Source organism: Brevibacillus borstelensis (genome assembly GCF_036700025.1).
Taxonomy (GTDB): Bacteria; Bacillota; Bacilli; order Brevibacillales; family Brevibacillaceae; genus Brevibacillus; species Brevibacillus borstelensis.
In genome coordinates, this window is sequence record NZ_CP144922.1 from 3,701,754 (window position 1) to 3,722,716 (window position 20,963).

At 54.9% G+C, this 20,963-nt stretch carries 28 protein-coding genes; 2 read left to right on the forward strand and 26 right to left on the reverse strand.

Annotated elements, in window-relative coordinates; all coding sequences use genetic code 11:
* The 22 genes from V5G20_RS17710 to terL all read right to left on the reverse strand — a co-directional run bounded on the left by V5G20_RS17710 (position 1) and on the right by terL (position 16,496).
* Positions 1-381, reverse strand: coding sequence for a hypothetical protein (locus V5G20_RS17710; RefSeq protein WP_338461533.1), 381 nt, complete (start codon positions 379-381; stop codon positions 1-3).
* Positions 374-1,030 carry a putative phage tail protein gene (locus V5G20_RS17715; RefSeq protein WP_338463479.1) on the reverse strand — a complete coding sequence of 219 codons (657 nt, stop codon included), beginning with the start codon at positions 1,028-1,030 and terminating at the stop codon, positions 374-376. Before V5G20_RS17715 ends, V5G20_RS17710 begins: the two co-directional genes overlap by 8 nt.
* Positions 1,030-2,085 carry a baseplate J/gp47 family protein gene (locus tag V5G20_RS17720; protein WP_338461535.1) on the reverse strand — a complete coding sequence of 352 codons (1,056 nt, stop codon included), beginning with the start codon at positions 2,083-2,085 and terminating at the stop codon, positions 1,030-1,032. The genes V5G20_RS17715 and V5G20_RS17720 overlap by 1 nt, the downstream gene beginning before the upstream one ends.
* Positions 2,086-2,087: 2 nt before the next feature.
* Positions 2,088-2,507 (reverse strand): DUF2634 domain-containing protein, encoded by a 420-nt coding sequence (locus tag V5G20_RS17725; RefSeq protein WP_338461537.1) that lies wholly within the window; start codon positions 2,505-2,507, stop codon positions 2,088-2,090.
* On the reverse strand, positions 2,488-2,946 hold the full coding sequence (locus tag V5G20_RS17730) for a DUF2577 domain-containing protein (RefSeq protein WP_338461539.1): 459 nt from the start codon (positions 2,944-2,946) through the stop codon (positions 2,488-2,490). Before V5G20_RS17730 ends, V5G20_RS17725 begins: the two co-directional genes overlap by 20 nt.
* Positions 2,912-3,967 (reverse strand): XkdQ/YqbQ family protein, encoded by a 1,056-nt coding sequence (locus tag V5G20_RS17735; protein WP_338461541.1) that lies wholly within the window; start codon positions 3,965-3,967, stop codon positions 2,912-2,914. The genes V5G20_RS17730 and V5G20_RS17735 overlap by 35 nt, the downstream gene beginning before the upstream one ends.
* Positions 3,964-4,620 (reverse strand): LysM peptidoglycan-binding domain-containing protein, encoded by a 657-nt coding sequence (locus V5G20_RS17740; RefSeq protein WP_338461543.1) that lies wholly within the window; start codon positions 4,618-4,620, stop codon positions 3,964-3,966. Before V5G20_RS17740 ends, V5G20_RS17735 begins: the two co-directional genes overlap by 4 nt.
* Positions 4,621-4,757: 137 nt before the next feature.
* A complete protein-coding gene (locus tag V5G20_RS17745; RefSeq protein ID WP_338461545.1) occupies positions 4,758-5,093 on the reverse strand; it encodes a PH domain-containing protein in 336 nt (111 codons plus the stop codon).
* A gap of 62 nt (positions 5,094-5,155) precedes the next feature.
* A complete protein-coding gene (locus tag V5G20_RS17750) occupies positions 5,156-7,012 on the reverse strand; it encodes a phage tail tape measure protein (RefSeq protein WP_338461547.1) in 1,857 nt (618 codons plus the stop codon).
* Between the two features lie 170 nt (positions 7,013-7,182).
* A complete protein-coding gene (locus V5G20_RS17755; protein WP_338461549.1) occupies positions 7,183-7,548 on the reverse strand; it encodes a phage tail assembly chaperone in 366 nt (121 codons plus the stop codon).
* Between the two features lie 63 nt (positions 7,549-7,611).
* Positions 7,612-8,052, reverse strand: a complete 441-nt coding sequence (locus V5G20_RS17760; RefSeq protein WP_338461551.1) for a phage tail tube protein — start codon at positions 8,050-8,052, stop codon at positions 7,612-7,614.
* A 16-nt stretch (positions 8,053-8,068) separates the two neighbouring features.
* A complete protein-coding gene (locus V5G20_RS17765) occupies positions 8,069-9,118 on the reverse strand; it encodes a phage tail sheath subtilisin-like domain-containing protein (RefSeq protein ID WP_338461553.1) in 1,050 nt (349 codons plus the stop codon).
* Between the two features lie 41 nt (positions 9,119-9,159).
* The gene (locus V5G20_RS17770; RefSeq protein WP_338461555.1) at positions 9,160-9,510 is read right to left on the reverse strand and encodes a hypothetical protein; all 351 of its coding nucleotides are present in this window, start codon (positions 9,508-9,510) and stop codon (positions 9,160-9,162) included.
* Between the two features lie 117 nt (positions 9,511-9,627).
* A complete protein-coding gene (locus V5G20_RS17775) occupies positions 9,628-10,047 on the reverse strand; it encodes an HK97 gp10 family phage protein (RefSeq protein ID WP_338461557.1) in 420 nt (139 codons plus the stop codon).
* Between the two features lie 12 nt (positions 10,048-10,059).
* Positions 10,060-10,428 carry a hypothetical protein gene (locus tag V5G20_RS17780; protein WP_338461559.1) on the reverse strand — a complete coding sequence of 123 codons (369 nt, stop codon included), beginning with the start codon at positions 10,426-10,428 and terminating at the stop codon, positions 10,060-10,062.
* A 16-nt stretch (positions 10,429-10,444) separates the two neighbouring features.
* Positions 10,445-10,834 carry a hypothetical protein gene (locus V5G20_RS17785; RefSeq protein ID WP_311068301.1) on the reverse strand — a complete coding sequence of 130 codons (390 nt, stop codon included), beginning with the start codon at positions 10,832-10,834 and terminating at the stop codon, positions 10,445-10,447.
* A gap of 35 nt (positions 10,835-10,869) precedes the next feature.
* On the reverse strand, positions 10,870-11,091 hold the full coding sequence (locus tag V5G20_RS17790; protein ID WP_338461562.1) for a hypothetical protein: 222 nt from the start codon (positions 11,089-11,091) through the stop codon (positions 10,870-10,872).
* A 51-nt stretch (positions 11,092-11,142) separates the two neighbouring features.
* The gene (locus V5G20_RS17795) at positions 11,143-12,054 is read right to left on the reverse strand and encodes a major capsid protein (protein WP_338461564.1); all 912 of its coding nucleotides are present in this window, start codon (positions 12,052-12,054) and stop codon (positions 11,143-11,145) included.
* A gap of 56 nt (positions 12,055-12,110) precedes the next feature.
* Entirely contained in the window at positions 12,111-12,701 is a 591-nt protein-coding gene (locus tag V5G20_RS17800; protein ID WP_338461566.1) for a hypothetical protein, read from the reverse strand.
* Positions 12,702-12,776: 75 nt separating this feature from the next.
* Positions 12,777-13,607, reverse strand: coding sequence for a phage minor capsid protein (locus tag V5G20_RS17805; RefSeq protein ID WP_338461568.1), 831 nt, complete (start codon positions 13,605-13,607; stop codon positions 12,777-12,779).
* A gap of 70 nt (positions 13,608-13,677) precedes the next feature.
* A complete protein-coding gene (locus V5G20_RS17810; RefSeq protein ID WP_338461570.1) occupies positions 13,678-15,153 on the reverse strand; it encodes a phage portal protein in 1,476 nt (491 codons plus the stop codon).
* Between the two features lie 5 nt (positions 15,154-15,158).
* Positions 15,159-16,496 (reverse strand): phage terminase large subunit, encoded by a 1,338-nt coding sequence (gene terL, locus V5G20_RS17815; protein ID WP_338461572.1) that lies wholly within the window; start codon positions 16,494-16,496, stop codon positions 15,159-15,161.
* Between the two features lie 228 nt (positions 16,497-16,724).
* Between terL and V5G20_RS17820 the strand changes: the two genes are divergently transcribed.
* A complete protein-coding gene (locus V5G20_RS17820; protein ID WP_338461574.1) occupies positions 16,725-16,928 on the forward strand; it encodes a hypothetical protein in 204 nt (67 codons plus the stop codon).
* A gap of 254 nt (positions 16,929-17,182) precedes the next feature.
* Positions 17,183-17,737, forward strand: a complete 555-nt coding sequence (locus tag V5G20_RS17825) for a recombinase family protein (RefSeq protein ID WP_338463480.1) — start codon at positions 17,183-17,185, stop codon at positions 17,735-17,737.
* A 141-nt stretch (positions 17,738-17,878) separates the two neighbouring features.
* On the opposite strand, the gene V5G20_RS17830 is transcribed toward V5G20_RS17825, so the two are convergent.
* From V5G20_RS17830 to V5G20_RS17845, 4 genes are all read right to left on the reverse strand, one after another.
* The gene (locus tag V5G20_RS17830; RefSeq protein WP_338461576.1) at positions 17,879-18,259 is read right to left on the reverse strand and encodes a phBC6A51 family helix-turn-helix protein; all 381 of its coding nucleotides are present in this window, start codon (positions 18,257-18,259) and stop codon (positions 17,879-17,881) included.
* Between the two features lie 434 nt (positions 18,260-18,693).
* Entirely contained in the window at positions 18,694-19,599 is a 906-nt protein-coding gene (locus V5G20_RS17835; RefSeq protein WP_338461578.1) for a hypothetical protein, read from the reverse strand.
* Entirely contained in the window at positions 19,592-19,774 is a 183-nt protein-coding gene (locus tag V5G20_RS17840; protein ID WP_338461580.1) for a hypothetical protein, read from the reverse strand. The genes V5G20_RS17835 and V5G20_RS17840 overlap by 8 nt, the downstream gene beginning before the upstream one ends.
* A gap of 172 nt (positions 19,775-19,946) precedes the next feature.
* A complete protein-coding gene (locus V5G20_RS17845; protein WP_338461582.1) occupies positions 19,947-20,741 on the reverse strand; it encodes a hypothetical protein in 795 nt (264 codons plus the stop codon).
* Between the last annotated feature and the right edge of the window lie 222 nt (positions 20,742-20,963).

Below are 20,963 nucleotides of genomic sequence, written 5' to 3' on the forward strand. Positions count from 1 at the left end.
TTAACTCACCGCCTTTGTGACAGAGCCGAGAGTACCGTCCGTGTTGTAGATTAACGTTGTGGTCACGGTCTTGCCTCCTGCGGATTCCGTAATTTTATTTGCTCGCCCGTTCGTGTCATATCCGATTGTTGTTGTTTTCACTACGGTCGATCCGTCTTTTTCCTCTACTTTCGTGAGGCGCCCAGTTGTATATGTGAGTGCCAATGACCGTGTATCGATCGGGAAGTCTAATGCCTTGCGAAAGTTGGTTGATCGGTTATCGCTTCCAAGTGTGGTGATTACACTGTCAAGCGTGTCATAGTTTTCATTAAGGATAGATATATCTGCCCACTCGGCCGGTAGTGGTTTTTTCAGCCCAAGTCGCGGTGTTAGATTAGGCATTCCACAGTCCTCCTTTCACATCTCCCCAGGTGTAATTAGCAAGGTTGCCCCATGTTGTTTTCCGAACGTCCTGCCACAACGAGTACTCGTTCGTAAACTCCACGCCAATGTGCGCCGGAATGATTTCGAGCACGGCCGCTTTCGCCGATTCGTAGTTCGGCGGAATCCCCACGTTACTGACGAATTTAATCGTGATCGCGTACCGGTCGTTATGTTCCGTGATCTCCACGGTCCCGTTCGTGTACGACTCGACCACGCTCCGAATCATCTCTTTCGTAGCCGTCCCGGTCCCGCGCATCCTCGCTTTGATCGCGGACCTACGATCAACGTCCGGTTGCCTTACGAACGGCGCGACGTCCAGTTCGTTCCACGTATACTTTTCGAGTTCATCGAACGTTGCAACGTTTTCTTCCAGCACATCCCACGTTAAGGGCGCGTACTTGTTCTGCGTGAGTCCGAAGATCGCCTCCCACCGGTCGAGCGACCATGTTGCCGTCTCAGGCGAATACTGGTCGGTCACGTCCCGAATCGCCACGTGCAGCCGCTCAAACTCCGCCGCCTCAACGTCCATCAGATTCGCGACCACCACGGACTCGGCGTAATAGTCCGGCAGGTAATCGTGCATATCCTGTCTAATATCGCGTTCCATCACGTAAACGTCACCGTCCCCATGATCGCGACTGAACCGTCAGGAACCGTTAGATTTCCGGTGCTGCCGTTCACCTTGAGGTTCGCGTAGTCGATCACGCCGTCCACGTCGAGAATCATGTTCGCAATCCGCGAGATACGGATCACCGTCTCCTTAAACGCAATGGCCGTCAGGTACGCGGACAAGCTCGCCCGCACCGCGCTCGTCACCGTTGCGATAGAGGTTCCGGGCTTTACCGTGAGTGTCGCGGTTACGTTGATCGGTAGCTCGGTCGCAGCCGCAACCGTTACCGTAGCGCCAATGGGCCGGACGGCCTCGATATGGGCCGCGACCTCCGCCACTTTCGCCGGGGTGGGCGCGCGCTTGTTGCCGTCAATGACCACGACCTTGACCGTTCCGTTCCCGGCCCATAACGGATAAATGCGGGCCTCACCGATTCCGGCGACCTCCATCGCCCACGCACGGTAATGGTTCGCGTTGCCTGACGTGATCGGACGGCGGGCGCGGTCGAAGTAGCGTTCGCGGAGCGCCTCGTCCGTTTCCTCGTCAACACCGCCAGCGAACGGCTTTTCGTTGGTGACCGCCGTTACTCCGGTCAGGTTGCCGGTCGTCAGTTTGATCGCGCCTGCCGCGACGTTACCGTTCTTGCCGCCGACCTTGGCCTCCGCTGCCACCGTTGCCCTTCCGTTCGTGATCGTCACAGCCGCTTTTGTGACGAAATAGATCGGTTCGAGACTGTCCGTCCACACTTCGGTTCCCGCGTCAATGACCGAGCCATCCACGCCCGAGAACGTGACTTCGCCGGTCGCTTTAACGGCAGGCTTCCGTTCAAGTCCGAGGGCGGCCGCCACGCGTTCGAGGTATTCGCCGGTCGCGGTGTCCGGCATTCCCCGGTCGAGCGTCACGTCCAACTCCATGTACGCTGTCTCAAACTCGACTGCGGCGGGTCCCGTTAAGTCGTACGTGACCGAGCCGGGCCGCTTGTCGATGTCCGCAGGGCTCGCGTCGAGCATCCGCTGGTGTATCACATCTTTCGTTTGATCTTCGTAAGCCACCGCTATACCGTCACCTCCTCCGTGATTGTTGTGCCGTCCGCCGTATCAACGAAAAAAGAGACGTACAGACCGTCTCCTTCGCGTGTGATCTTAAAGTTGTATACGTCAGTAATCCGGTCATCGACCAAAAGCGCTTCCTGGATCAAGCGCGGCATTTCTGCGTTGAGGAGTTCGATCGGCAGGTCTTGACCGATGAGGTCTTCGATTTCTGCTCCGTATAGATGTTCGTACCCGTATATCGGATACCGGAACCTGGCCGTCATAATCGCCTTGCGAATCGCCTGCCGGATCGCGGCCTCGCCGTCGATAATACCGCCGATCTCGCCCGTTTCGAAGTCAAGCGCGTAAGTCCGCGAGGGCTGCGGTGTGGGCGCGACTTCGACCGCGCGTTCTTCCGGTGGTTTAAGTGGACTCAGCGCCATTGTACGTCACCACCCGGTCTAAGATTACGTAGGATTGCCCGTCATTCATGGACGCAACGAGCACGCGGTCGCCCGCCTTTAGCACGTCTTCGAACTGGAGTTCAACGTACGAATATGTCCACGCGAGCGACCCGGTGCTATCGTTATCGCGCGGCTTCGGTTCCGTGTCGCCAACGTCGCGTTCCGTGTCCTGCTCGTGCTTGATCGTTACGATGCGTTTGTGTCGCGTTAAGTGTTCGGTCACTACGAGGTCGTCCGCTTCGAGGTCCAGCGCCATATTATCGATACGGATGCGGAGGTCGGGCGGCGGGGAGACGACCGTGGCGAGCTCGAACCGGTCGTAGTTGTTATAGCCGATCTGGCGGATGATCTGAACGAGTTGGCTCGCGCCGGAGCCTTCGATCCTATCCGATACCTTTCGCGTTGAGGATGAGGTCAACTTTGTCGTCCGCTCCTTTCCGTCGCTTCCGTTTTTCTTCCGGCGGCTCCTCGTATTCCATAACGGGCAGGTCGTCCGTAGCGCTCAACGTCAGCGACATCCGGTGTGTGCCGCCGCTAAACGTGTGCGAATCGGTTGAAACGTAGAATCCGCCGACCAGTCCCGTCATGGACTCACGGACATAGATCGCGGTGCCTGCGGTCACGTCCGGGTTGCCGAGCGCGTCAACACGGGCGGTATCGTCGATTGTGCCGAGTTCCGCGAGAAGTTGTTTGGCGCGCTGCTGCACCTGCGAGGCCGTCATGTCCGGGTCTACGTTTTCGAGGTGCTGCATGATGCCGAACCGTTTTATGAGCGCGTCGTCCTTCACTACCGCGATAATCGGTTTCTTGTCCGGGTCGCCGCCGATCACCTTAACCTGCGTCCGCATGTCCTCGATGGACTGCGCGTAGGACGCGTCGATGATGTTCCGGCCATTTTCGAGCACCCACCGGACGATCTGTTCCTTGCGCTCGAGGAGTTGCAACCGGCCTTCGCGCGAGGTAATAAAATAGCGCCTACCCGTCTGCTTTCGCGTGTAGGTAAGCGCCGTTATCATCATTTCCCACAACGATTTGTCGCGGAGGATCAACTTCGGCATCACGTAACCGGTGTTCGCGATCGTCCCCGTCGGAATCCCGAAGTCCGCGCACAACCGCTTGACGATCGCACTCGCGGTCATATTACGGAAGATGCGCGTATCCTGGTTGCGCGTCAGGTACGTGTTCTCGTCGTAAGCCGTCACGCTCATTCGGCCGCGCGCGTCAATATCGAACGCGAAGACCGGGCCGCGGAATAGCTCGCGCCCATCGTACAGGAGCCGGAGCTCTTTTCCGTGTTCAATCCGCCGGGCCTGCGTCCGACCGTCCGTTGTGTTGACGAGCGATACGTCGAGCTTACGCGCCGCCTGCGTAATGTCGCCCGACCACGTTACGGATTGGACGGGTAACGGGGTCCCCTCGTACAATACTTCGATATTCATGCGAGCACCAACTTTTGTCCCGGATAAATACGGTTAGGGTCCGGTCCGATAACGGACTTGTTTTTCGCGTAAATCTCCGGCCATTTCTTACCGTACCGGAGCGCGATCTTCGTCAGGTTATCGCCGGGCTTTACCGTGTAGGTTGACGGGACTTCGCGCGTGTTCGGTCGAGTTGCTTGCGTGCTGACTTTCGCCTTGTTCCCGGTAATCTCGACCTTATTCACATCGACGAACACGTACTCTTTCAGTGTAAGGTCGAAGTAGATGTCGCCGGGGTTACCGGCGCGCTCTGGCTCGTAATTGAACGAACGGATCGTGACCGCGACGTTAATCGGTGTGCCCGTGATGGTCAGGCGGATGGGGCGGCGCGACTTCATCCAGCGTTCGAGCGTTTCGACGGCGGACCAGGGCGCGGGTATCGCCTCGTACTCGCAATAGGACGGGTTGTAATCGCGCGGGAAGAACGAGGAAAAAGAAAAGTCCCGCAAGTTGGCGTCACCAATAACGGTGTATTCGCCTAGTTGCAGGACGTTGACTTCCTCATAGCCGTGCGAGGATGATACGGACACGGAAGGCGGATTTACTGGGAGTTGAAGTATCTCCGCGCCGTTGTTATAACTTAGCCAGAATTGAATGTTGGACAGAAAGATCACCCCCTACTCTCTTTCCGTGACGATTCTTACAAGGCTTACATTCAACTTCCTCGCCATCTATATTAACAATCACTATCTCAATACCTTTACGTTTTCCCATAGAGCCTTTAAGTCTCGCCACCTCCGTTGTTTAGCCTTCACGTGCAAATATGTTTTGTAAGAGTACGATAGAACTCGTTTGGATCGACGTCTTTTGCAAGGTGAATGTCGTACTCTCTCTTTTTCGTAACAATTGTAAACTCATGGCCGATCGAGAGTATTTTCCCCCGCTCCATTTCTACGGACTCGACATTATCGTAAGGGATTGAAATGATCGCTCGTTTATTTGATGAGATTGCCTTATCAACAAAGATTACTCGCTTATTTGTGAGGCAGATGAAATCTTGGACTAACTTATAGTGTCCAACAATTTCTTCACCCTCAAACAGAAGGTCGTTTATTTCGAGTTCAGCCTGTTTTTGTCCGAAGAACACAAAGCATCGCCTCCGCTGTCATTTTCTATATTTTAGCAATACGAAGGCGAATTTAAAAGGTTTCACGCCGTTTGTCCTCCGGCTCTGCTTATCTCTCTCGCAAGCGCTCGCGCGAACCGATCAATGTCCGCCTCTTCTCGCACGACGATTTGATCCGCAAGTTTTGCGATAGTAACTCCGCCACCACCGCTAGAATACCTCTCGTTTTCGCCGGACGTTAGCACGCGCTCTCCTTTGTGCAGACGCGCCACGTATCCGTCATAGGGCACGTACGAAAGACCGCCCGCATGCGACCCGTCAATATCGAAATTTCGCGCTTGGCGGAACTCGGTCATCTTCCGTTGTTGTACGGAGTAGTCCATCGCCATTTCCGGTATTTGAGGAATCGTAATACCTACGTGTTGGAGCACGTTGTTCATCGCGCTAATCATGCGGTTGAGATGGCCGATGACCCAGTTTACGCCCGTTGCAAACGCGTTCTTGAGCGCAACCCATAAGTCGCTCGCGGACTGTTTTACCGTGTCCCAATGCTTCACAAGGAGGTAGCCTGCACCAACAAGCAACCCGATTCCTGCAATGACAAGTCCGATGGGGTTTGCCATCATCACGATGTTTAATGCTGCTTGTGCTGCCGTGATCCCTAGCACAGCCGTTCTGTAAGCCAACCATCCGGCAGTAAGACCGCCCACCAACGGACCGACCACGGACAGTACGTTTATAAGCGTGCTTCCCCACTCCTGCGCCTGCTTGCTCCCGAGCCACTTATTCAACTTCTCGGTTAAATCAGCCGCTGACAGCGCAAGGTTTTTAATCATAGGCATTAACGGAGTAAGGGCGGAAATAACCAGTGTCTCCATCGCGCCCTTAAACTGCTCGATAGCGCCTTTCGCGTTATTCATCTTCTCTTTCGCAACGTCGAGCGCAGACACTTTCGTCATTTCCGCTTGGAAGTTCCGAACACCTGCCGCTCCCTCGTTGAACAAGATCGTCGCCGCCCGGATAGCATCCGCACCGAACATCGTTTCGAGCGCCATCATACGTTGTTGATCCGTTAAGCCGCTGAGTGACTTACGCAAGATTCCTGCGATTTGTTCGAGGCTTTTCAGTTTGCCTTTCGCGTCGAAGAACGCGTTCGCTCCCGATTGCGTCATCAGTCCGAGCTTCTTAAACAGGGCGATCTGCTCTTTCGTCGTCGGCTGCAAGTTCGACAGCATTGTTTTCAACGACGTACCGGCGTCCGACCCTTTTAACCCGTTGTTCGCGAACAGACCGAGCGCGGTATTCGTGTCCTTGAACGACATACCAACGCCCGCTGCGACCGCAGACACCATCGCGAGTGAGTACCGGAGTTCCTGAACGCTTGTCGCGGAGGCGTTCGCTGTTCCCGCGAGAATGTCCGAAGCCTGCGCGGCTGTCATGGCGTCTCGTTTAAACGCATTTAACGCGGTCGACATGATCTCGGCGGCATCCGCTAGGCCGAGTCCGCCAGCCGTCGCGAGGTTTAACGCTGCTTCCAATCCGCCCGCACGGACTTGCGCAGGCGTCAGACCGGATTTTAACAACTCCTCGATACCTTGCGCGGCTTCGAGCGCGCTGTACTTCGTTTGTGCGCCCATATCCAATGCCAGCTTCGACATCTGCCCCATTTCCGCACTGCTTGCGCCGGTCAGCGCCTTAATGCTGGACAATTGCGCCTCGAAGTCCATCGCTTTGTTCACGGAGGCGAAGGCGGCAGCTACCCCAGCTGCTGCCGTTGTGACTACGCCTAAGCCCGCAGCAACCGCCCCTAGTGCCGCAGATACTCCGCCAAAGGACGATCGGCCGACGCGACCGGCTACCGACATCTGATTAGTAGCCCGACGAAGGGGCGCGGTCATGTTGTCGACAAGACGCAAGCGCGCGACAAGATCGTACGCCATTCGTTACCTCCTTTCCGCCTGCTGACGTGCTTCCTCTTCTTCCTCAAACGCAAGTAACATGCTGGCGTACATGAACGCCCTCGATCCTCTAGGAGCGTTGTATACTTCGTGTGGCGGAATGCCGTGGCGTTGAAAGATCGCGTGGATTAACAACGCCTCGCCCCCGCCCTTTATGAGTTTTTTGCCTTAGCGATGAGGTCTTCTTGATCGAAGCCGGAAATGGCCATGATTTCGTTTACCAACTTGACTTTTTCTCCGGGCAGTAAAGCCTTTTTAATGACGGTCAACGGGTCATCCGTTTGAAACTTAGCGAGCAACTCGCCGTTGGACCAGTCGACATAAGGGGTCCCTTCTTTAATGAGCAGGAGCGTCTGCTTTTCCTCGTCAACTTTCTTTCCAAAAGTTGCGCGTTCCGTAATTTTCTTAATCTCGTCGTCGTTCAAGGCACGAACTCGGATTGTACCGAGACCTTTTACCTCAACATCTTTCTCCGGTTTTGTATCCCGATCAAGCAGCGCTCGCAGCAAATCGTCCATCTATCTCATCCTCCATAGGGTTGTTTTCGAAAGGAAAGCGAAAGGCGGCCGAAGCCGCCAGAATTATTCAGCCGTAATCGCATCGAGCCACTCGACGCCGTCAAACACGAATGGCCACTCTTGCTCAACCATCGAACCGTGTTCGAATTTCATGATGTCAATTTTAGTGAACTGAACGCCCTTTAAGCGTACGCGTTCGTAACCATACGCCTCTGGATCGTCGAGTTTCATGACCAACTCGCACACGAACGCGCCTTTGCGATCGTCAGTAACTTGCGCGACAGCCCTCGCTAAGTCAGAGGTGATTTTGTAGCCGGAAATTGTACCGGAATACTCAATGCCCACGACCTTGTTACCGTCGGCACGTTTGCCGGACCGTTTAATCTTTTCGTACTGGAGGTCGGCGGTAGCTTCAGCGGTATGGAAGTTGCTCAACCACTGTCCGTCCATCCAGATTTCGCCGAATTTACCGTTTATGGTTCGTGTAGAATCAAGTGGTGCCATCTATCTTCACCGCCCTTTATACGTTAACTGTCAGGAAAATCCGCTCGATAGAATCGACGTGCGCGAACGAGATCAGCAGGTACACCGAATCGCCCACGGAGTCATATTCGGGATCGAGCATTACAACCGGCCCCATCAGGACGTTGCTCGCCTCCAGCCGCTCAAGGTACGCCTTGATCGCGGAGATGAGCGCCGCCTGCCCGTCCGGGTTATTATCGATCTTGCCAATGTAAGCGTCCGCCGCCGTCTGCGTAATGTCGGTCGCAATCGCCTGCCGAGCGCGAATCACTCGGATTTTCTTACCGGAAGTTACGAGGCCCTGAACGACCTTGACCTTTTCGCCGTCGTTAATCAGAATGAGCGACCCCGCCTTGAGTGCATCGCGTACCTGCGTCGGCGTCAAGCGCTTGTTAACGTCGTTGAGCGCCACCTGCGCGTACGTGATCGACTTGTTGATCGCCGTCCCAGCGATAAGGCCCGCGAGGTAAGGCGCGTATTCTGCGGACGTGTACGTTTTTCCACTCAACGTTCCGCCGACGATCAGGTTCGCGATATAATCGTGCTTCAAACGTGCTGATCGCGCGTTCCCTTGCGCTGGGTCTGCGTCTTCGTCCGCCGATCCACCCGCCACAAACATAAAATGCTTACCCTCCGTCCGGTTCCGTTCGACCCATGCTTTCGTCAGGTCTTGTTCGGACGCGTCCGCCTCCTGGTCGAAAACGAACACGTTGAACGGACGCGAATCGAAAGCATCGCGCATGTCTACGTAGTCGGTCGGTTGAGGATCGGCAGGCATCGTATAGACGAGCACTTCTTTCGCGCCGCCCATAAGGACAAGCCGGATAGACGCGATGTTGTCCGCACCGAACAGGTCCTGCGCCTCTTTCTCCTTGCTTACCGTGTAAAACTGCTTGACCGCCGCGTTAGCCCCGTACTTGAGTAACGGGATGGCGACGATACCTCGCGCTCCGCCCTTGATCGCAGCCGCCGCAGCCTCTACGAAGTTAATGTATAGACCGGGTTCAATCGGCAGGTCAGTCGGACTCCACGATCCGCCTTGAGCCATCTACGAATCACTCCTCGCTAGAAAATAAAAAGGCCGGGCTTTCACCCGACCGGAATCCGCAATTCATAGCGCGGATAAACGTGCATGATCTTGTCGTATTGCTCTTGCGTCCGCGCCTCGCGCACCTCCGTCTGCAACACGCCCGCGCACGCCCATAGCCCGCTCTCCGTCCGAAACGCCGCCCCGTACCCGAAGCCGTTCGTCCGGATATACCGGAGATTCCCCGCAATCGGAATCAGCGTCGTCCTATCGTTGATCTTACGTGATACCGCGTCCATCCGTTCGATGACGGTCGGCGAATCGGCGCCGTAGATCACGACCTGGTACGTACGATCAACACGATAGTGGTACGCCGTCTCCGACTCGGTATCCGTCGTGAGCATGCGTACCACTACGTTGTCCTTCGTCGGTTGCGTCGGCACCTCGTACTTGAGTTGCGCGTTTGACGGCAGGGCGGACTTGACGTACGAGCCGACGGACGCGAGTTCGTTCATAAGCGCCATCGGCCGTCACCATCCGTCCTTTTTGAGCTCCACCTTGATCTCGTTCTCGATGTCGCGCGCCCACTTCTTTCCGTACTTTTTGGCGGGAATCTCGAGAAACTTCGCTTCGGTGCCGGGCGTGGTCGGATTCTGGATCGCGCCTTTTACTTCGTGCAGGTAATAGGCGTAATTGAACCGCCCGCGTCCGGAATCCTCGATAGCGACGGCGCTAACCTCACCGACCATATCGAGGCCGTCTCCGTCAATCCGCGTATCAATTCCGCGCCGGAGTGTCCCTTTGTCCAGCGGAGCTATGTCGGTCGCTTCCTGCCGCCATTCGTCCAGGGCGTCGTGCATGCCGCGTTTGGCTGCGCGGAAGACCGTCTCGGGCGCCTTTTCGAGCGCCTGCCGGAACTTCGCGAAATCTACCGTTAGTTCAAGCGCCATTTCTTCGCCTCCTCACACGTTTACGACCGTCAGGATCGCCTTACCGTTCAAGCCCCGTTTGATCTCGATTGATATGGGCGTATAGGTACGGGCGGCTCCCGTTTCGTCCGTGAACGTAATGGTGTCCGTAAGTCCGAGCGCACTTCCCGTGGCGGGATCAACCGGAATCTTATCGAAGTAGATTTGCGCGACCGAAACGACCTCTTGCGCGGTGACGCCGTGTACGCCGCCTGCACCACTTGCCGACCGGACCAACTTCGTGCCCTCCTGGATGCGGCAACGCAATTGGTACGGCGTGCCCGGAATCGGACGGTCCCATTCGTCGGTGCCGCCGGTCGCTGGCGTAATCGTAACGGTGTTCTTCAACGGAATTAACGCCATGCCGCAACACCCCGCGTCATAGGACGGTCCACCCTACGCGCCGTTTCGCCGGTTTCGGCATGTCCGGGTTTTCCTCCGCAATCAAATCGAGCGCCGCCTGCGGGATCAAATCGACAAGATCACGCGCGGCCTCACGGAAGTTGAACGAGGCGACGCCGGACAGCGAGAACGATTGGACGCCGCGCTGTGCCTGCACCATCGTATCGTTGAACGCGGTCGCGAACGCTGCCGCTGTTTCGTACACGGCCGCGTCCGGTATCACGTAGGTCGGGTACTTGACGGAGAGCGTACGAGAGGCGACGTTTAGTATCCGTTGTTTTTTCGCATCGTCCGCGTCCGTCCAGTCCTCGTTATCTACGACCCACTCCGCGATATAAGCGTTCGCGTCCGTTACATTCACCGCCATTCGCGGTCACCTCCGTAGATTCCGCCGTCAGGCGGTTATTTGCCGGAGGATTTGCGCGGGGCCTTCGGGGCCGGGGCGGGTTCCTCCGTTTTGGGTTCGGGCGTATCACCGGTCGCGTCAATATATCCGTAGTTGTTTACGAGTACATTTCGCGTCGCTTCGTCCTTCACTTCGGCGACTCCGTTCACGAACGGAACGCCTTCGGTAATGCCGTTGTACTGCGCGTTCGGCGTTTTAATCGTGTAGATCGTAACCACCTCCGAAAATAATAGGGGCGATCATAAGGACCGCCCGTTATCTACCGTTTATTACGCCTTTTTGAGTACGCCCTTCAAGCGTGCAGCCGCTCTCGGGTGAAATACGGCCATCCCCGCATACCATTCGATACGCGTACGGAATACCGGCTTTTCATCCAATTCACCCAGGTCACGAACGCTTACGCCCCCGTTTTGGAGTCCGGACACATATTGCTCCGCACCGAATTTCACCGCGTAAATAGAACCGGTGTTAGAGGCGGTTCCTTGTGTCTCGTTAAACCCGATGATCTCGTTACCGATATTGTCCGTCTCGATAACGCGGATCGGGATTCCGCCGTAAGTCATGACCGGACGGCCGAACGCATCATACTGCGACTCGCTGTAGCCGTTGTGTCCCTGAATCACGCGCTTAATTTCGCGACGCATCGCCTTGGAAACGAACAGTGCGTCAGGCTCGCCCTCTACCGCGTCGATCAATTCATCGAGCATCGTGATAGTGAGTTCTGCGCCGTCAGCTCCGGCGGAAATTACTTGATTTCCGGTCAAACGCTTTTTCAAGCCGTCGAACCCTTTCGCATTAACGGCCTGGTCTCCGTTAAAGTATTGGTTCGTGATAGCCAGCGCAAGGGCTTTCGCTTTCATGTCCGTATGGATCGCGCGAACCTCGTTCACGTTGGAGCGAGTCTGGATGATAAAGCGGTCAACGTCAACGTCGCCACCCGCGATGTACAGGCGTTCGGACGCCGGGTTGATTACGCCCTCAGATGCTACGTATCCTTCATTAACGTCACGAAAACCAACGCCAGGCAGCGCGCCCTCAACGTTATACGCGTACGCGTTCCCGCTAATCTCCATCTGCGGAAGCATTTCCAAGAAAGAAGATGTGCGTGCGAACGTTTCGATTACTCCGCGTTGCAGGGTATCTTGCGAGAGTTTCGCTGCTTCGGTAAGAGTCAATGCCATAGTTAAATCTCTCCTTTAGGTTTGATAGAAAATAAAAAGACGCCAATCAAGGCGTCTTATTTAGAGCCGTATCCGGCCATAAACAACTGCATGGGATTTAAACTGTTGAGATCAACCTTTTGTTTATCTGGCGCGTTCGTGTCGTCGCCAATTTGTTGCTGCGTTTTTTTCGCGAACAGACCTTTTTTCTCTGCGGTCGCGATCCATTCCAACTTTTGCTCGACCGTAAAGTTTGCGGGAATCAAGTCGCGGAAATCCTCGGGAATATTTTCGAGCTTCGCATCCAGTAATTGAGAAATGACGCTTTCAAGCTGCTGTACCCGTTGCTCGGTAGTCTCTGCCTTTGTCTTGAACTCCTCGGCCTGCTTTGTAGTATCTTGGTAGAGTCGCTCGTATTCGCCGCGCTTCTCAGCTTCCGCCTTTTCGCGATCCTGCTTCTCTTTTAGCAACTCTTCAAGCTGGCGCTGAACATCCTTAAACTTCGTATTTACCTCATCGAACCGTGTTTTCGGAATCATAATTTCGGGCTTCTCGGTCGTTTCCGTTTGTGTTTCGGTGTTTACCGTCTCCGCAGACGTTTCGGAATCTTCCGCGAAATATTGAATGTCCATAGGGAAACGGAATTTAATCGACTTTGTTACAGTCATCTCGATACCTCCATTCGTTTTTAACGAGCTACGCCTCGGTATTTGCGTCTTTTAACGTCTTACGCCAGGACACGCCTACTCGACCGGTTTCCTCACCGGCGTTACTACGTGTTTGCAATTCGGGTGAAAGATTTCACGTCCGCCCCGCAAATCTCCGAGATACGGGTAATTGCCGGGAGCGTCCGGGACTAACTTTACGACCTTGCCTTCCCAATTCCGGCAGGCGTCCGTCGCCCCATGTCGCGAGATCACGCCGTAAAACGCCTCGCGTGCCACGCCCTCGTTGATCGTCGCCTCCATGTGTGCCTCCATCGTCTTCGTTCGCGTCACCATATCAACGTAAACTTCCGGCCTCCATCGCCTACCAGCCGCGTCAACGATCCCGGTATTCACGGAGTCACCGAGTTTCTTCCGCAGTCCATCGAGAATATCGCGACTGATAGTACGCCGCCCGTTAACACCTCGCGCCATGTTCGCACGCATCGAATCAGCGGTGACTTGCCGGACAGCCGCGCGGACCTTGCGCTCGACGTTTTGTGTTACCGCGAGCAAATCCGCCTGCGTGTCCGCGATCACTGCGTCAACCATCGCTCTATTCATGCGGTTAAATTTCGCTATTGAACGGGCCTCCTCGAACGTTTCCGCGACACCTAGCGCGAAGATTGCCGCTGCCACTCCGTCCGTCGCCGCCTTCGGGATGTTCGCCGCGACCCACGCCGCTGATTCTTCGTTCAAAGACGCGAGGATACGGGCGACCTCCGCGAGTGCCGCTTGCGCTTGGGCACGCGATATGTCCGTCAGGTCCAGCCGTTCGAGTTCACGGAGGATGTCGGAGACGGCGCGTTTATAGGCGGAGACGAGGTGGGCGATTTCGTATTCGTAATCCGGACGGGGGATTTCGCGCACTAGCGGTCACCGCCCCGCCTTTGCGTTGTACCATAAGACAATCGCGAGGGATAACGCGATGGCTACGGCCTTAATCCGTTTCATTCGCGCCACCTCCCGGCTCATTAAAAACGGACGAGTCGACGAACTCTTCTTCCGCCGTGATCCGTTTCAATTCTTCCTCGACCTGCTCGTCCGTCAGTCCATCGAGAATCTTGATCGCCGTACGTTGGCTAATAGTTGCCTTTCCGCCTGTCCTTACGCTCATGATGTTCGCCATCTCCATGTCATCGTCCGGCAGTCCGTCCTTGAAGTTGATTTTCGGCCATGTCGGCTTGTAATCGAGTTTATTTGGCGATTGGGCGTGTTCCAATAACTGAGCGATGTAAAGGACGTTCTTTAGCCCCTTGTCGTAATACTGGCGCTTGCGATTAATCTTCGCGAGCAGACTATTCATCCGCCACTTGATCGAGAGACCGGAGGCCCCGCTTGTGCCCGAATTGTCTTTGCCGAGAGCTACGGCCGGTAGTTCAGCAGCAGTCAGTAGTAAGTCAATCAAGCGCTCCAATTCCTTGAAAGCGGCCTCTAGTTGACCATCCCAGGTGATGTACTTCGGTGGGGCATCTTCCTTGCCGTCAACCTCGAACACTTTCATCGAGCCAACGTGGAAAAACGGCCTTCCGTTCTCGTCGACCTCCATCAATCCGGAAGGAATCGCGATTGCAGGGTCCGCGTGCTTATCGAGGATAACCGCGATCTGACTCAAGCGATTGTTGATCTCGTCAAAAAGCGAAATATGCTCGGTCAAGTCGTCTACGCCTTCCCATGAATCATCGAACGCGAAATTCGGCACGTGAACGACTAGCGGATACGGAACACCCGTTTCAACTTCTTCCCGCGCCTCCGTGACTTCCGCGTAAATCTTCCATGACACGACTTCGCTATCCACGTCCGTATTTAACGCCGTCATACGGAACTGCCGCTTTACGATCTTGCCGGGATAATGCGACTCCACTCGCAGAATCCATTCAAGGTTACGCTCGTCACCTACCGGAATAGGGATCGCGATGTGATACGCAACGATACGCTTCTTGTTCCCTGGCAATGTTTCCGGAAAAACGTAACTTGCGTCCTGCACCTCGATAACTGGACGGAACGGATCGACCGTTTCCGGAAGCTGTCCGCGCCAGGTCTGCGCCCACTTGATCTTGTAAAACGTGTCCCCGCGATAGGAGTTGCCGAGTGCCGCCTCGTAGTTCGTAATGTGGAGGTCGTTCTCCTCGATCAATCGCTCGATTGCAGCTTGCTCTGCCGAACTCTCTTTACCTGCGGAAATGGTCGGCGTTTCTCCGAACAAAAAATCCGCGCTCTTCTTAGCGATAACGCCCGGAAGATTCGCGGAGATATAGATAAGATCACGCTGCGTTTTCGATAATCGGTTATGAACTCGCTCGAAAACGTCGTGATGAAGTCCCTGCGCCAGCTTTTTATTGTCGCGGTAACGCTTGATCCGCTTTTCGTGTTCTAGCGGCGGGAAGTATTCCCCTATCGTAAACAGTCGTTCCACCTCCGTTATAGTCCGTTTGGTTTCGTGTAGAAGGCGCGTCGTTTCGGTCGTGTTCCGCCTGCTAAATCGACCGCTCCCGCAAGTGCGTCCGGCAGGTCATCGTACGTACCTCCGGGGAAATGTTCGAGTTGTTCGATAAGCAATCGGTGGCTACGGTTAAAACGCAAAAAGCCGTTTTCGACCAACGGCTCAAGCGATTCGATCCGCTCCTCTTTTTTCTTGCGCGAGATAATAGGCTTTAGGCGCGTTCCGTAAATCCGTTCGCGACCTAACCGCTCCTGTAATTGACGGTAGAGGTCGTGCTGCGCTTGGACGGTTTCAACGCCAAACGACCGGTGACCGAACTCCCTGATCTTCTCGACCGCCTCCTCCAACGCTACGTGCGCCGGGCACCTCTTGGCCCACGCGTCCAGTACGTAGAGGATGCCGGTTTTCCTGTCGCGACCTACCGAAACAATGGCGTTATAGTCCGCCCGCTTCGATTTCCCGAACGCAATGTCCCAAAACGCGTAAACTTCGAGTGATAGACCGATCAAGTCCGACTCGTCGTAATAGCGGAATTTGTCCGGCACAAATATCTGCGATTCTTCGTCGATTGGCGTGTTCTGATACTCGGTCGAGAACGCCTTCGAGCCGTTGTCCCACTTCCATTTCATCAGTTTCCACAACGGCTGAACGTCCGGCCACAGTACGGAAGCACCGCGATCCATTTCTGCCTTGTTTGCGTGGTAATATGCCTCCGCATCGTCCGCTCGGTTAGGGTTTTCCGCGTTGAGATAGATGTCGCGGCACTTCTCCCACAGGTCCATCCGCTCCGGCTCGTCAATTAACGCTTTGAACAAGCGCGATTTGAAGTCGGCACGATCCAGTACGTACCGCAAGAGCGACTCCGCGTGAACCATCGTTCCCATGAATACGATAGCGGTCTTCTTTCCGGCCGGGTCGCCCAACGGCATGACCGTCTGCGTAAACCAGTCACGCATCTCTTGGCGGAGTTCGGCCGTATTCGTATTCTTCTTCGACTCTAGGTCGTCGCATATAATCAAGTCCGGACGGTATCCGTTCCAGTTCCGACCGCGAAGCGCCTGTCCGGTAGATGCCGCCTGTACGAGCGTCAGGAGCCGCTGCTCATCGTTATCTCGTGCTTCCCACGCGATGAACTCGGACGTGTTATCCTTCGGATTCACCTGCTGCTTCGGGTGGAGCAACGGACCAAAATCCTCGCGGAGTTTCGCGTTCGATTTCAACTGATTCGCGAGCCAGTCGAGGTTTGACGTCGCGACCGCTGGCGTCTCGGAGATGATAATGATGTACTGACGCTTGCGGAACACGATCTCGTGCAACGGGAACGCCTTCGACAGATACGACGATTTGGCGTGCGAACGTGGCGCGGCCCATCCGATTTTCGCGTTGAAATCTCGGGTGGATACCGCGCTCATAACGTCGCATAGTTCGTGGTGGAAGGCCGGAGCCTCTTCGATAGGACACGGAATCCAGTTACCGGAGTTGTCCGGGTTGTACATTTCACCGAAATATTCGTACGCGAAGTAGAGGAGGTCGACCTCGGCGCGGTGAATACGTTCGAGACGTTTGATTTCCGTAATCCAATCGCGGAGTCGGACGGCTTCGTCCGCCGTTATCGTGCCCGCTTCGAGTTTCTTGCGGAGTTTATCGCGACCCAACCGCAGGGTATCGATCATTTCCTGGCGCGCGTCACGTCCGATCCATTTACCGTTTACCCACGCGATGGGACACCGCTCCTTTCTTTAGCGTAATAAAGTCAAAGTTAATTTTTGATGCGCGGATTTTTCCGGCGCCTGTCGCCGGGGCAAAGAGGGGGTGCCGGGGGTGGTGGCCCCAACCGTTCCGAAAACGGTCGTTTATGGGAAACCGCACAGCGTCGCGCTTGCCCAACGGTTTTATCGCATTCTTCCCATCCCATAACCCGTTCCAAAATCAAATTCCCGATATTGAACGACGACACCGTTTATGGTACGATTGGAACATAAAGGAAACGGAGGCGATCGCGATGATCTTCGGCTATGCCCGCGTTAGTACACAGGACCAGAACCTCGACGCGCAAATCGACGCGTTGAACAAGTACGGTGTCGACCGGATATACCACGAAAAGATGACCGGTAAAACGAAAGAACGCCCGGAACTAGAGGAGCTTCTAAAGGTTCTCCGCCCAGGCGATAAGGTTGTCGTGTACAAACTGGATCGAATATCACGCTCAACGAAACACTTGATCGAACTGGCCGAGCGATTCGAGAATGTCGGCGTCGACTTCGTTTCGATCCGCGACAACATCGACACATCCACGGCAATGGGACGGTTCTTCTTCCGTATGATGGCGAGCATAGCCGAGTTAGAACGAGACATCATCGTAGAACGCACGCACGCCGGTCTGGAAGCAGCCAGAGCGCGCGGTAGAAAGGGCGGCCGCCCGTCAAAGAGCGCGGATAAGATCGCCCTCGCGCTCGACATGTACGCGAGCAAACGGTACACTATTGAGCAGATAACGGAAGCGACCGGTCTCAGCAAGACGACACTATACCGATATATCAACGTAAGGGCTCAATGACGGGCCCTTTTCGTTTGGCCCCGAAAATTTTCGGAGGGGGGTCGCGCGTCAGAAGCATGCAGCGGACGAAATTGCGCAAAATGTAAAGTAACGTAAACCTATTTCTCGCGAATTCCTACATTATATGACCGTAAAATCACGCTACTTTACATCGTCCATTTCCGCGACCATTCGTTTAAGTTCCTCTAAATCTGGAACCTCCGTTGTTTTCTTCGTCTCCACTTCGAGTTTATCCGTTAACATACCGGCCACCTGCAGGATTAGTTTCGCGGCCGCAGCATTCTTATCAACGAGACTCGTTTCATACATCGCGTCCAATACGTCCGGAACAAGTTTGCTAACATTCCGCGCAGTTTGTCGCCTCAATTCCGCATCGAAATCCGGCTGCCTCATCCAGTCATACAAAGTTTGGCGCGATACCTTGCACTCTTTAGCGATCTCATCCATCGTTTTGCCGCCACGCTTAGGTTGCGACAAGTAACCAATCGCCACTTTTTGCTCGGGCGTTAACTCTCTAGCCATCGGGACCATCCGACCTCCTCTCGTAAAATAGAAAAGCGCGGAACCGGTGCGGCGCCGCGCGGATCATGTTCGTATATACTTCTTCGAGTATGCTAAAGAGGAAATACCTTGCGCCCGGCCTTCGGCCTTGCGCCCGATCCGGCTCTCGCCGTCTCGGTGTCAGCTATCCTTTACCGCGTAATATTTTACTTGTAACTTCTTCGCGAAGAATAGATGATGGTGCAAGGCGTCAGCCGTGCACTCGGCGTTAGCCGATTGGTACGTTTCTTCTGCGTTTGTCCTCTTAAAGACTAAGAATAAATTTGACCCCCTAAAACGTCAAAACCCTTGCGGCTGTAAGGCGGAAGGCCGTTTTTTGAGCCTCGCAAAATGCCCGATAGATGCCCGATTTTCCTCGCAAAATGCCCGATAGTTTTGTTCACAAATTCGGGGGCCTACCGTTTGTGCCCCCGAAAGTTATTCCGAATACTGAACATCTCGCGAAGTGTCGGATCGGGTACGCCATTCTTCCGGTAGAATACAAACGGGTTGATCTTGTAGTACTTCGCGTTCCCGTGCGTTACTTCCGCGAACACGCATTGATCGCCGAATTTTAATTTCCGCAGCTTGCGGTAGACCGTCTTTTCATCTACGCCAGCCAGTACAGCAATGTCCGCTTTGCTCATCGGAATGGTCTGCTCGACTTCCTTCTCGTATGGATTCGCGCATATCGTATTCGTTTCGAGGTGAACAAACGGGAGCAGCTTGTAGATGAAACCGAGGTCTTTCGCATTTACCTCGTTATACAGCGCCTTAACACGCGCGACAAACGATTTGACAACGTTCGTATTCTCGGTCTTCCCCTGGAAGTGATAGCGCGGATTCAACCGGTACCTAACGTCTGCCGCCGTTTTGTCTTCGTGTATGATTTCGTGCGTAATCATTTCGCGGAGGAACTCGTTGAACGCCGTATCCTTCAAGCGCAGCGTCCGCATCATGTCCGCTTTGGTCATCGCGGTATTATCCGGATTTTCCAGTATTGCGTCGTAGTTAACGTAGCATTGCAAATACAAAAGGTACCCGCAATGCTTATCGGATACCTTCTCGATAACTTCCTGTATATTATCCATGTGGGCGAACGTAAACTCGGGTGAGCGACCCTTCTCGGCGATTTCCTTACGCGCTGCCGCCTCTATCTGGCGTTTGGACCGGACGACGTGCGTGTCGGTCGGAACGATCATGACGTCGCGCCCGGCTTCGTCTTTCGTGAAGGTGACGCCATCGTACCGTTCCTGCGTCTGCGTTTTCCGCTCGATCAGCTTTCGCGCCCACGTTAAGTCGCGTCGGCTTTCGTTACTCATTCGCGGTCACCTCCAGGCGTAGGATTCCCGCGATCTCTAGCGCAGTGGATTCGGTTACTTCTACCGTATCAAACCACGTTTTATTGTCGTACGTAACCGACAATTGCTCGACGGAGTCATCTTCCGTCACAATATCGATAATTGTCCCCTTGTAGAGTACCGCAAAATACTTCATCCAATCGCTCCCCTTCACGATATTTTCCCGACAATGATAAAAGCACGGGCGCAGCGAGTGTCGGGGATATCTCGCGTTCGACTGCGCATGTCTAGCGCCCGTTTAGCGTAAGGACAACGCAACCTAAATAAAGCCCCCAACCGTTAGGTCAGGAGCCCTCGTTTAGCCTGCGTTATTCTCGCGCAACCAGCCGTACATAGCACGCGTTTTTCGGTAGATCAACGAGATTCGCGCCCTCGTCGAAGATAACCACGGACACGCCACGGAATAGACCGCCTCGCCGCGCCTCTTCATCCGTACATACATGCGGCATATCGAGTTCGCGCGCGATATACTCCTTGACCTCCCGGTATGGAACGACCAACATCGCCGATTCAAACGTCTTGACCGCTGCAACTGCGCTAGTCGTCGCGCCCTCACAGCGTTCGTATTGTATCGTGGAGTTTGTGCGGTTGTGCAGCGCATTATATACCGCGTCAAACACGCGGAGATTAATGTCGCGCTCGCGGTAGTATTTACCGGTTATCTCGCGTACGGCCGCGATATATCGGTCCCATTCCGATGTGCTACCGATGATTCCCCGCCTTGCCGCCTCCTCCAACGCCTTCAACGCGCGCACTGCCGCATCAGCTTCGCGTCGTAGCGCCTTCAATCCCGTTAGCGCGTCCGATACGTCTACGTTGAGGCGGAGCGTGATGTCTCGTCCGGGACCGACTCCGGTTGTTGGCGCGTTAAGGCCGCCGTTGTCAGGCGCGATAATCTCGGCTACCTTCCGCGCCCATTCGCGGTCTTTCTCTTTAACGTCCTCGTCCAAATCGTTATACGGCACCCAATACGTTTCCCATCTCTTTCGACGGTCTTCGGAAACTTCGGGGGCTACCGCTTTTGACCACGCTATCCACTGTTCGTGTTCAAGCGCAGCCAGGGATTCGATTAGTTCGTTCGACTCGCGCGGATTTTCCGCCATGTCATAACGCTCCTTTATCGTTTATTTGGCGCTAGGAATCCGCGCCCTAACGTAAACAAAAAGAAAAACACCGGTGCGCGACCGATGTCCTTCGTTATGCTTGCGTAAGTTAAGCGCCATTGATTGGTGCTTGCGGCTCAACAGCGCGGAAAGCCGGGATCAAAGACTCCGTCAGTTTGCGCTCAGTTGCGCGGGGCGCTACGGCCCGTGCGCTGACGGTCG

Coding starts and splice junctions, on each gene's coding strand:
- V5G20_RS17795 (WP_338461564.1), bottom strand. CDS start 12,054: ATGGCATTGACTCTTACCGAAGCAGCGAAACTCTCGCAAGATACCCTG.
- V5G20_RS17840 (WP_338461580.1), bottom strand. CDS start 19,774: ATGAAGTATTTTGCGGTACTCTACAAGGGGACAATTATCGATATTGTG.
- V5G20_RS17775 (WP_338461557.1), bottom strand. CDS start 10,047: ATGGCGCTTGAACTAACGGTAGATTTCGCGAAGTTCCGGCAGGCGCTC.
- V5G20_RS17835 (WP_338461578.1), bottom strand. CDS start 19,599: ATGAGTAACGAAAGCCGACGCGACTTAACGTGGGCGCGAAAGCTGATC.
- V5G20_RS17755 (WP_338461549.1), bottom strand. CDS start 7,548: ATGGACGATTTGCTGCGAGCGCTGCTTGATCGGGATACAAAACCGGAG.
- V5G20_RS17845 (WP_338461582.1), bottom strand. CDS start 20,741: ATGGCGGAAAATCCGCGCGAGTCGAACGAACTAATCGAATCCCTGGCT.
- V5G20_RS17710 (WP_338461533.1), bottom strand. CDS start 381: ATGCCTAATCTAACACCGCGACTTGGGCTGAAAAAACCACTACCGGCC.
- V5G20_RS17750 (WP_338461547.1), bottom strand. CDS start 7,012: ATGGCGTACGATCTTGTCGCGCGCTTGCGTCTTGTCGACAACATGACC.
- V5G20_RS17735 (WP_338461541.1), bottom strand. CDS start 3,967: ATGAATATCGAAGTATTGTACGAGGGGACCCCGTTACCCGTCCAATCC.
- V5G20_RS17785 (WP_311068301.1), bottom strand. CDS start 10,834: ATGGCGGTGAATGTAACGGACGCGAACGCTTATATCGCGGAGTGGGTC.
- V5G20_RS17800 (WP_338461566.1), bottom strand. CDS start 12,701: ATGACTGTAACAAAGTCGATTAAATTCCGTTTCCCTATGGACATTCAA.
- V5G20_RS17715 (WP_338463479.1), bottom strand. CDS start 1,030: ATGGAACGCGATATTAGACAGGATATGCACGATTACCTGCCGGACTAT.
- V5G20_RS17780 (WP_338461559.1), bottom strand. CDS start 10,428: ATGGCGTTAATTCCGTTGAAGAACACCGTTACGATTACGCCAGCGACC.
- V5G20_RS17760 (WP_338461551.1), bottom strand. CDS start 8,052: ATGGCACCACTTGATTCTACACGAACCATAAACGGTAAATTCGGCGAA.
- V5G20_RS17830 (WP_338461576.1), bottom strand. CDS start 18,259: ATGGCTAGAGAGTTAACGCCCGAGCAAAAAGTGGCGATTGGTTACTTG.
- V5G20_RS17725 (WP_338461537.1), bottom strand. CDS start 2,507: ATGGCGCTGAGTCCACTTAAACCACCGGAAGAACGCGCGGTCGAAGTC.
- V5G20_RS17765 (WP_338461553.1), bottom strand. CDS start 9,118: ATGGCTCAAGGCGGATCGTGGAGTCCGACTGACCTGCCGATTGAACCC.
- V5G20_RS17825 (WP_338463480.1), top strand. CDS start 17,183: ATGATCTTCGGCTATGCCCGCGTTAGTACACAGGACCAGAACCTCGAC.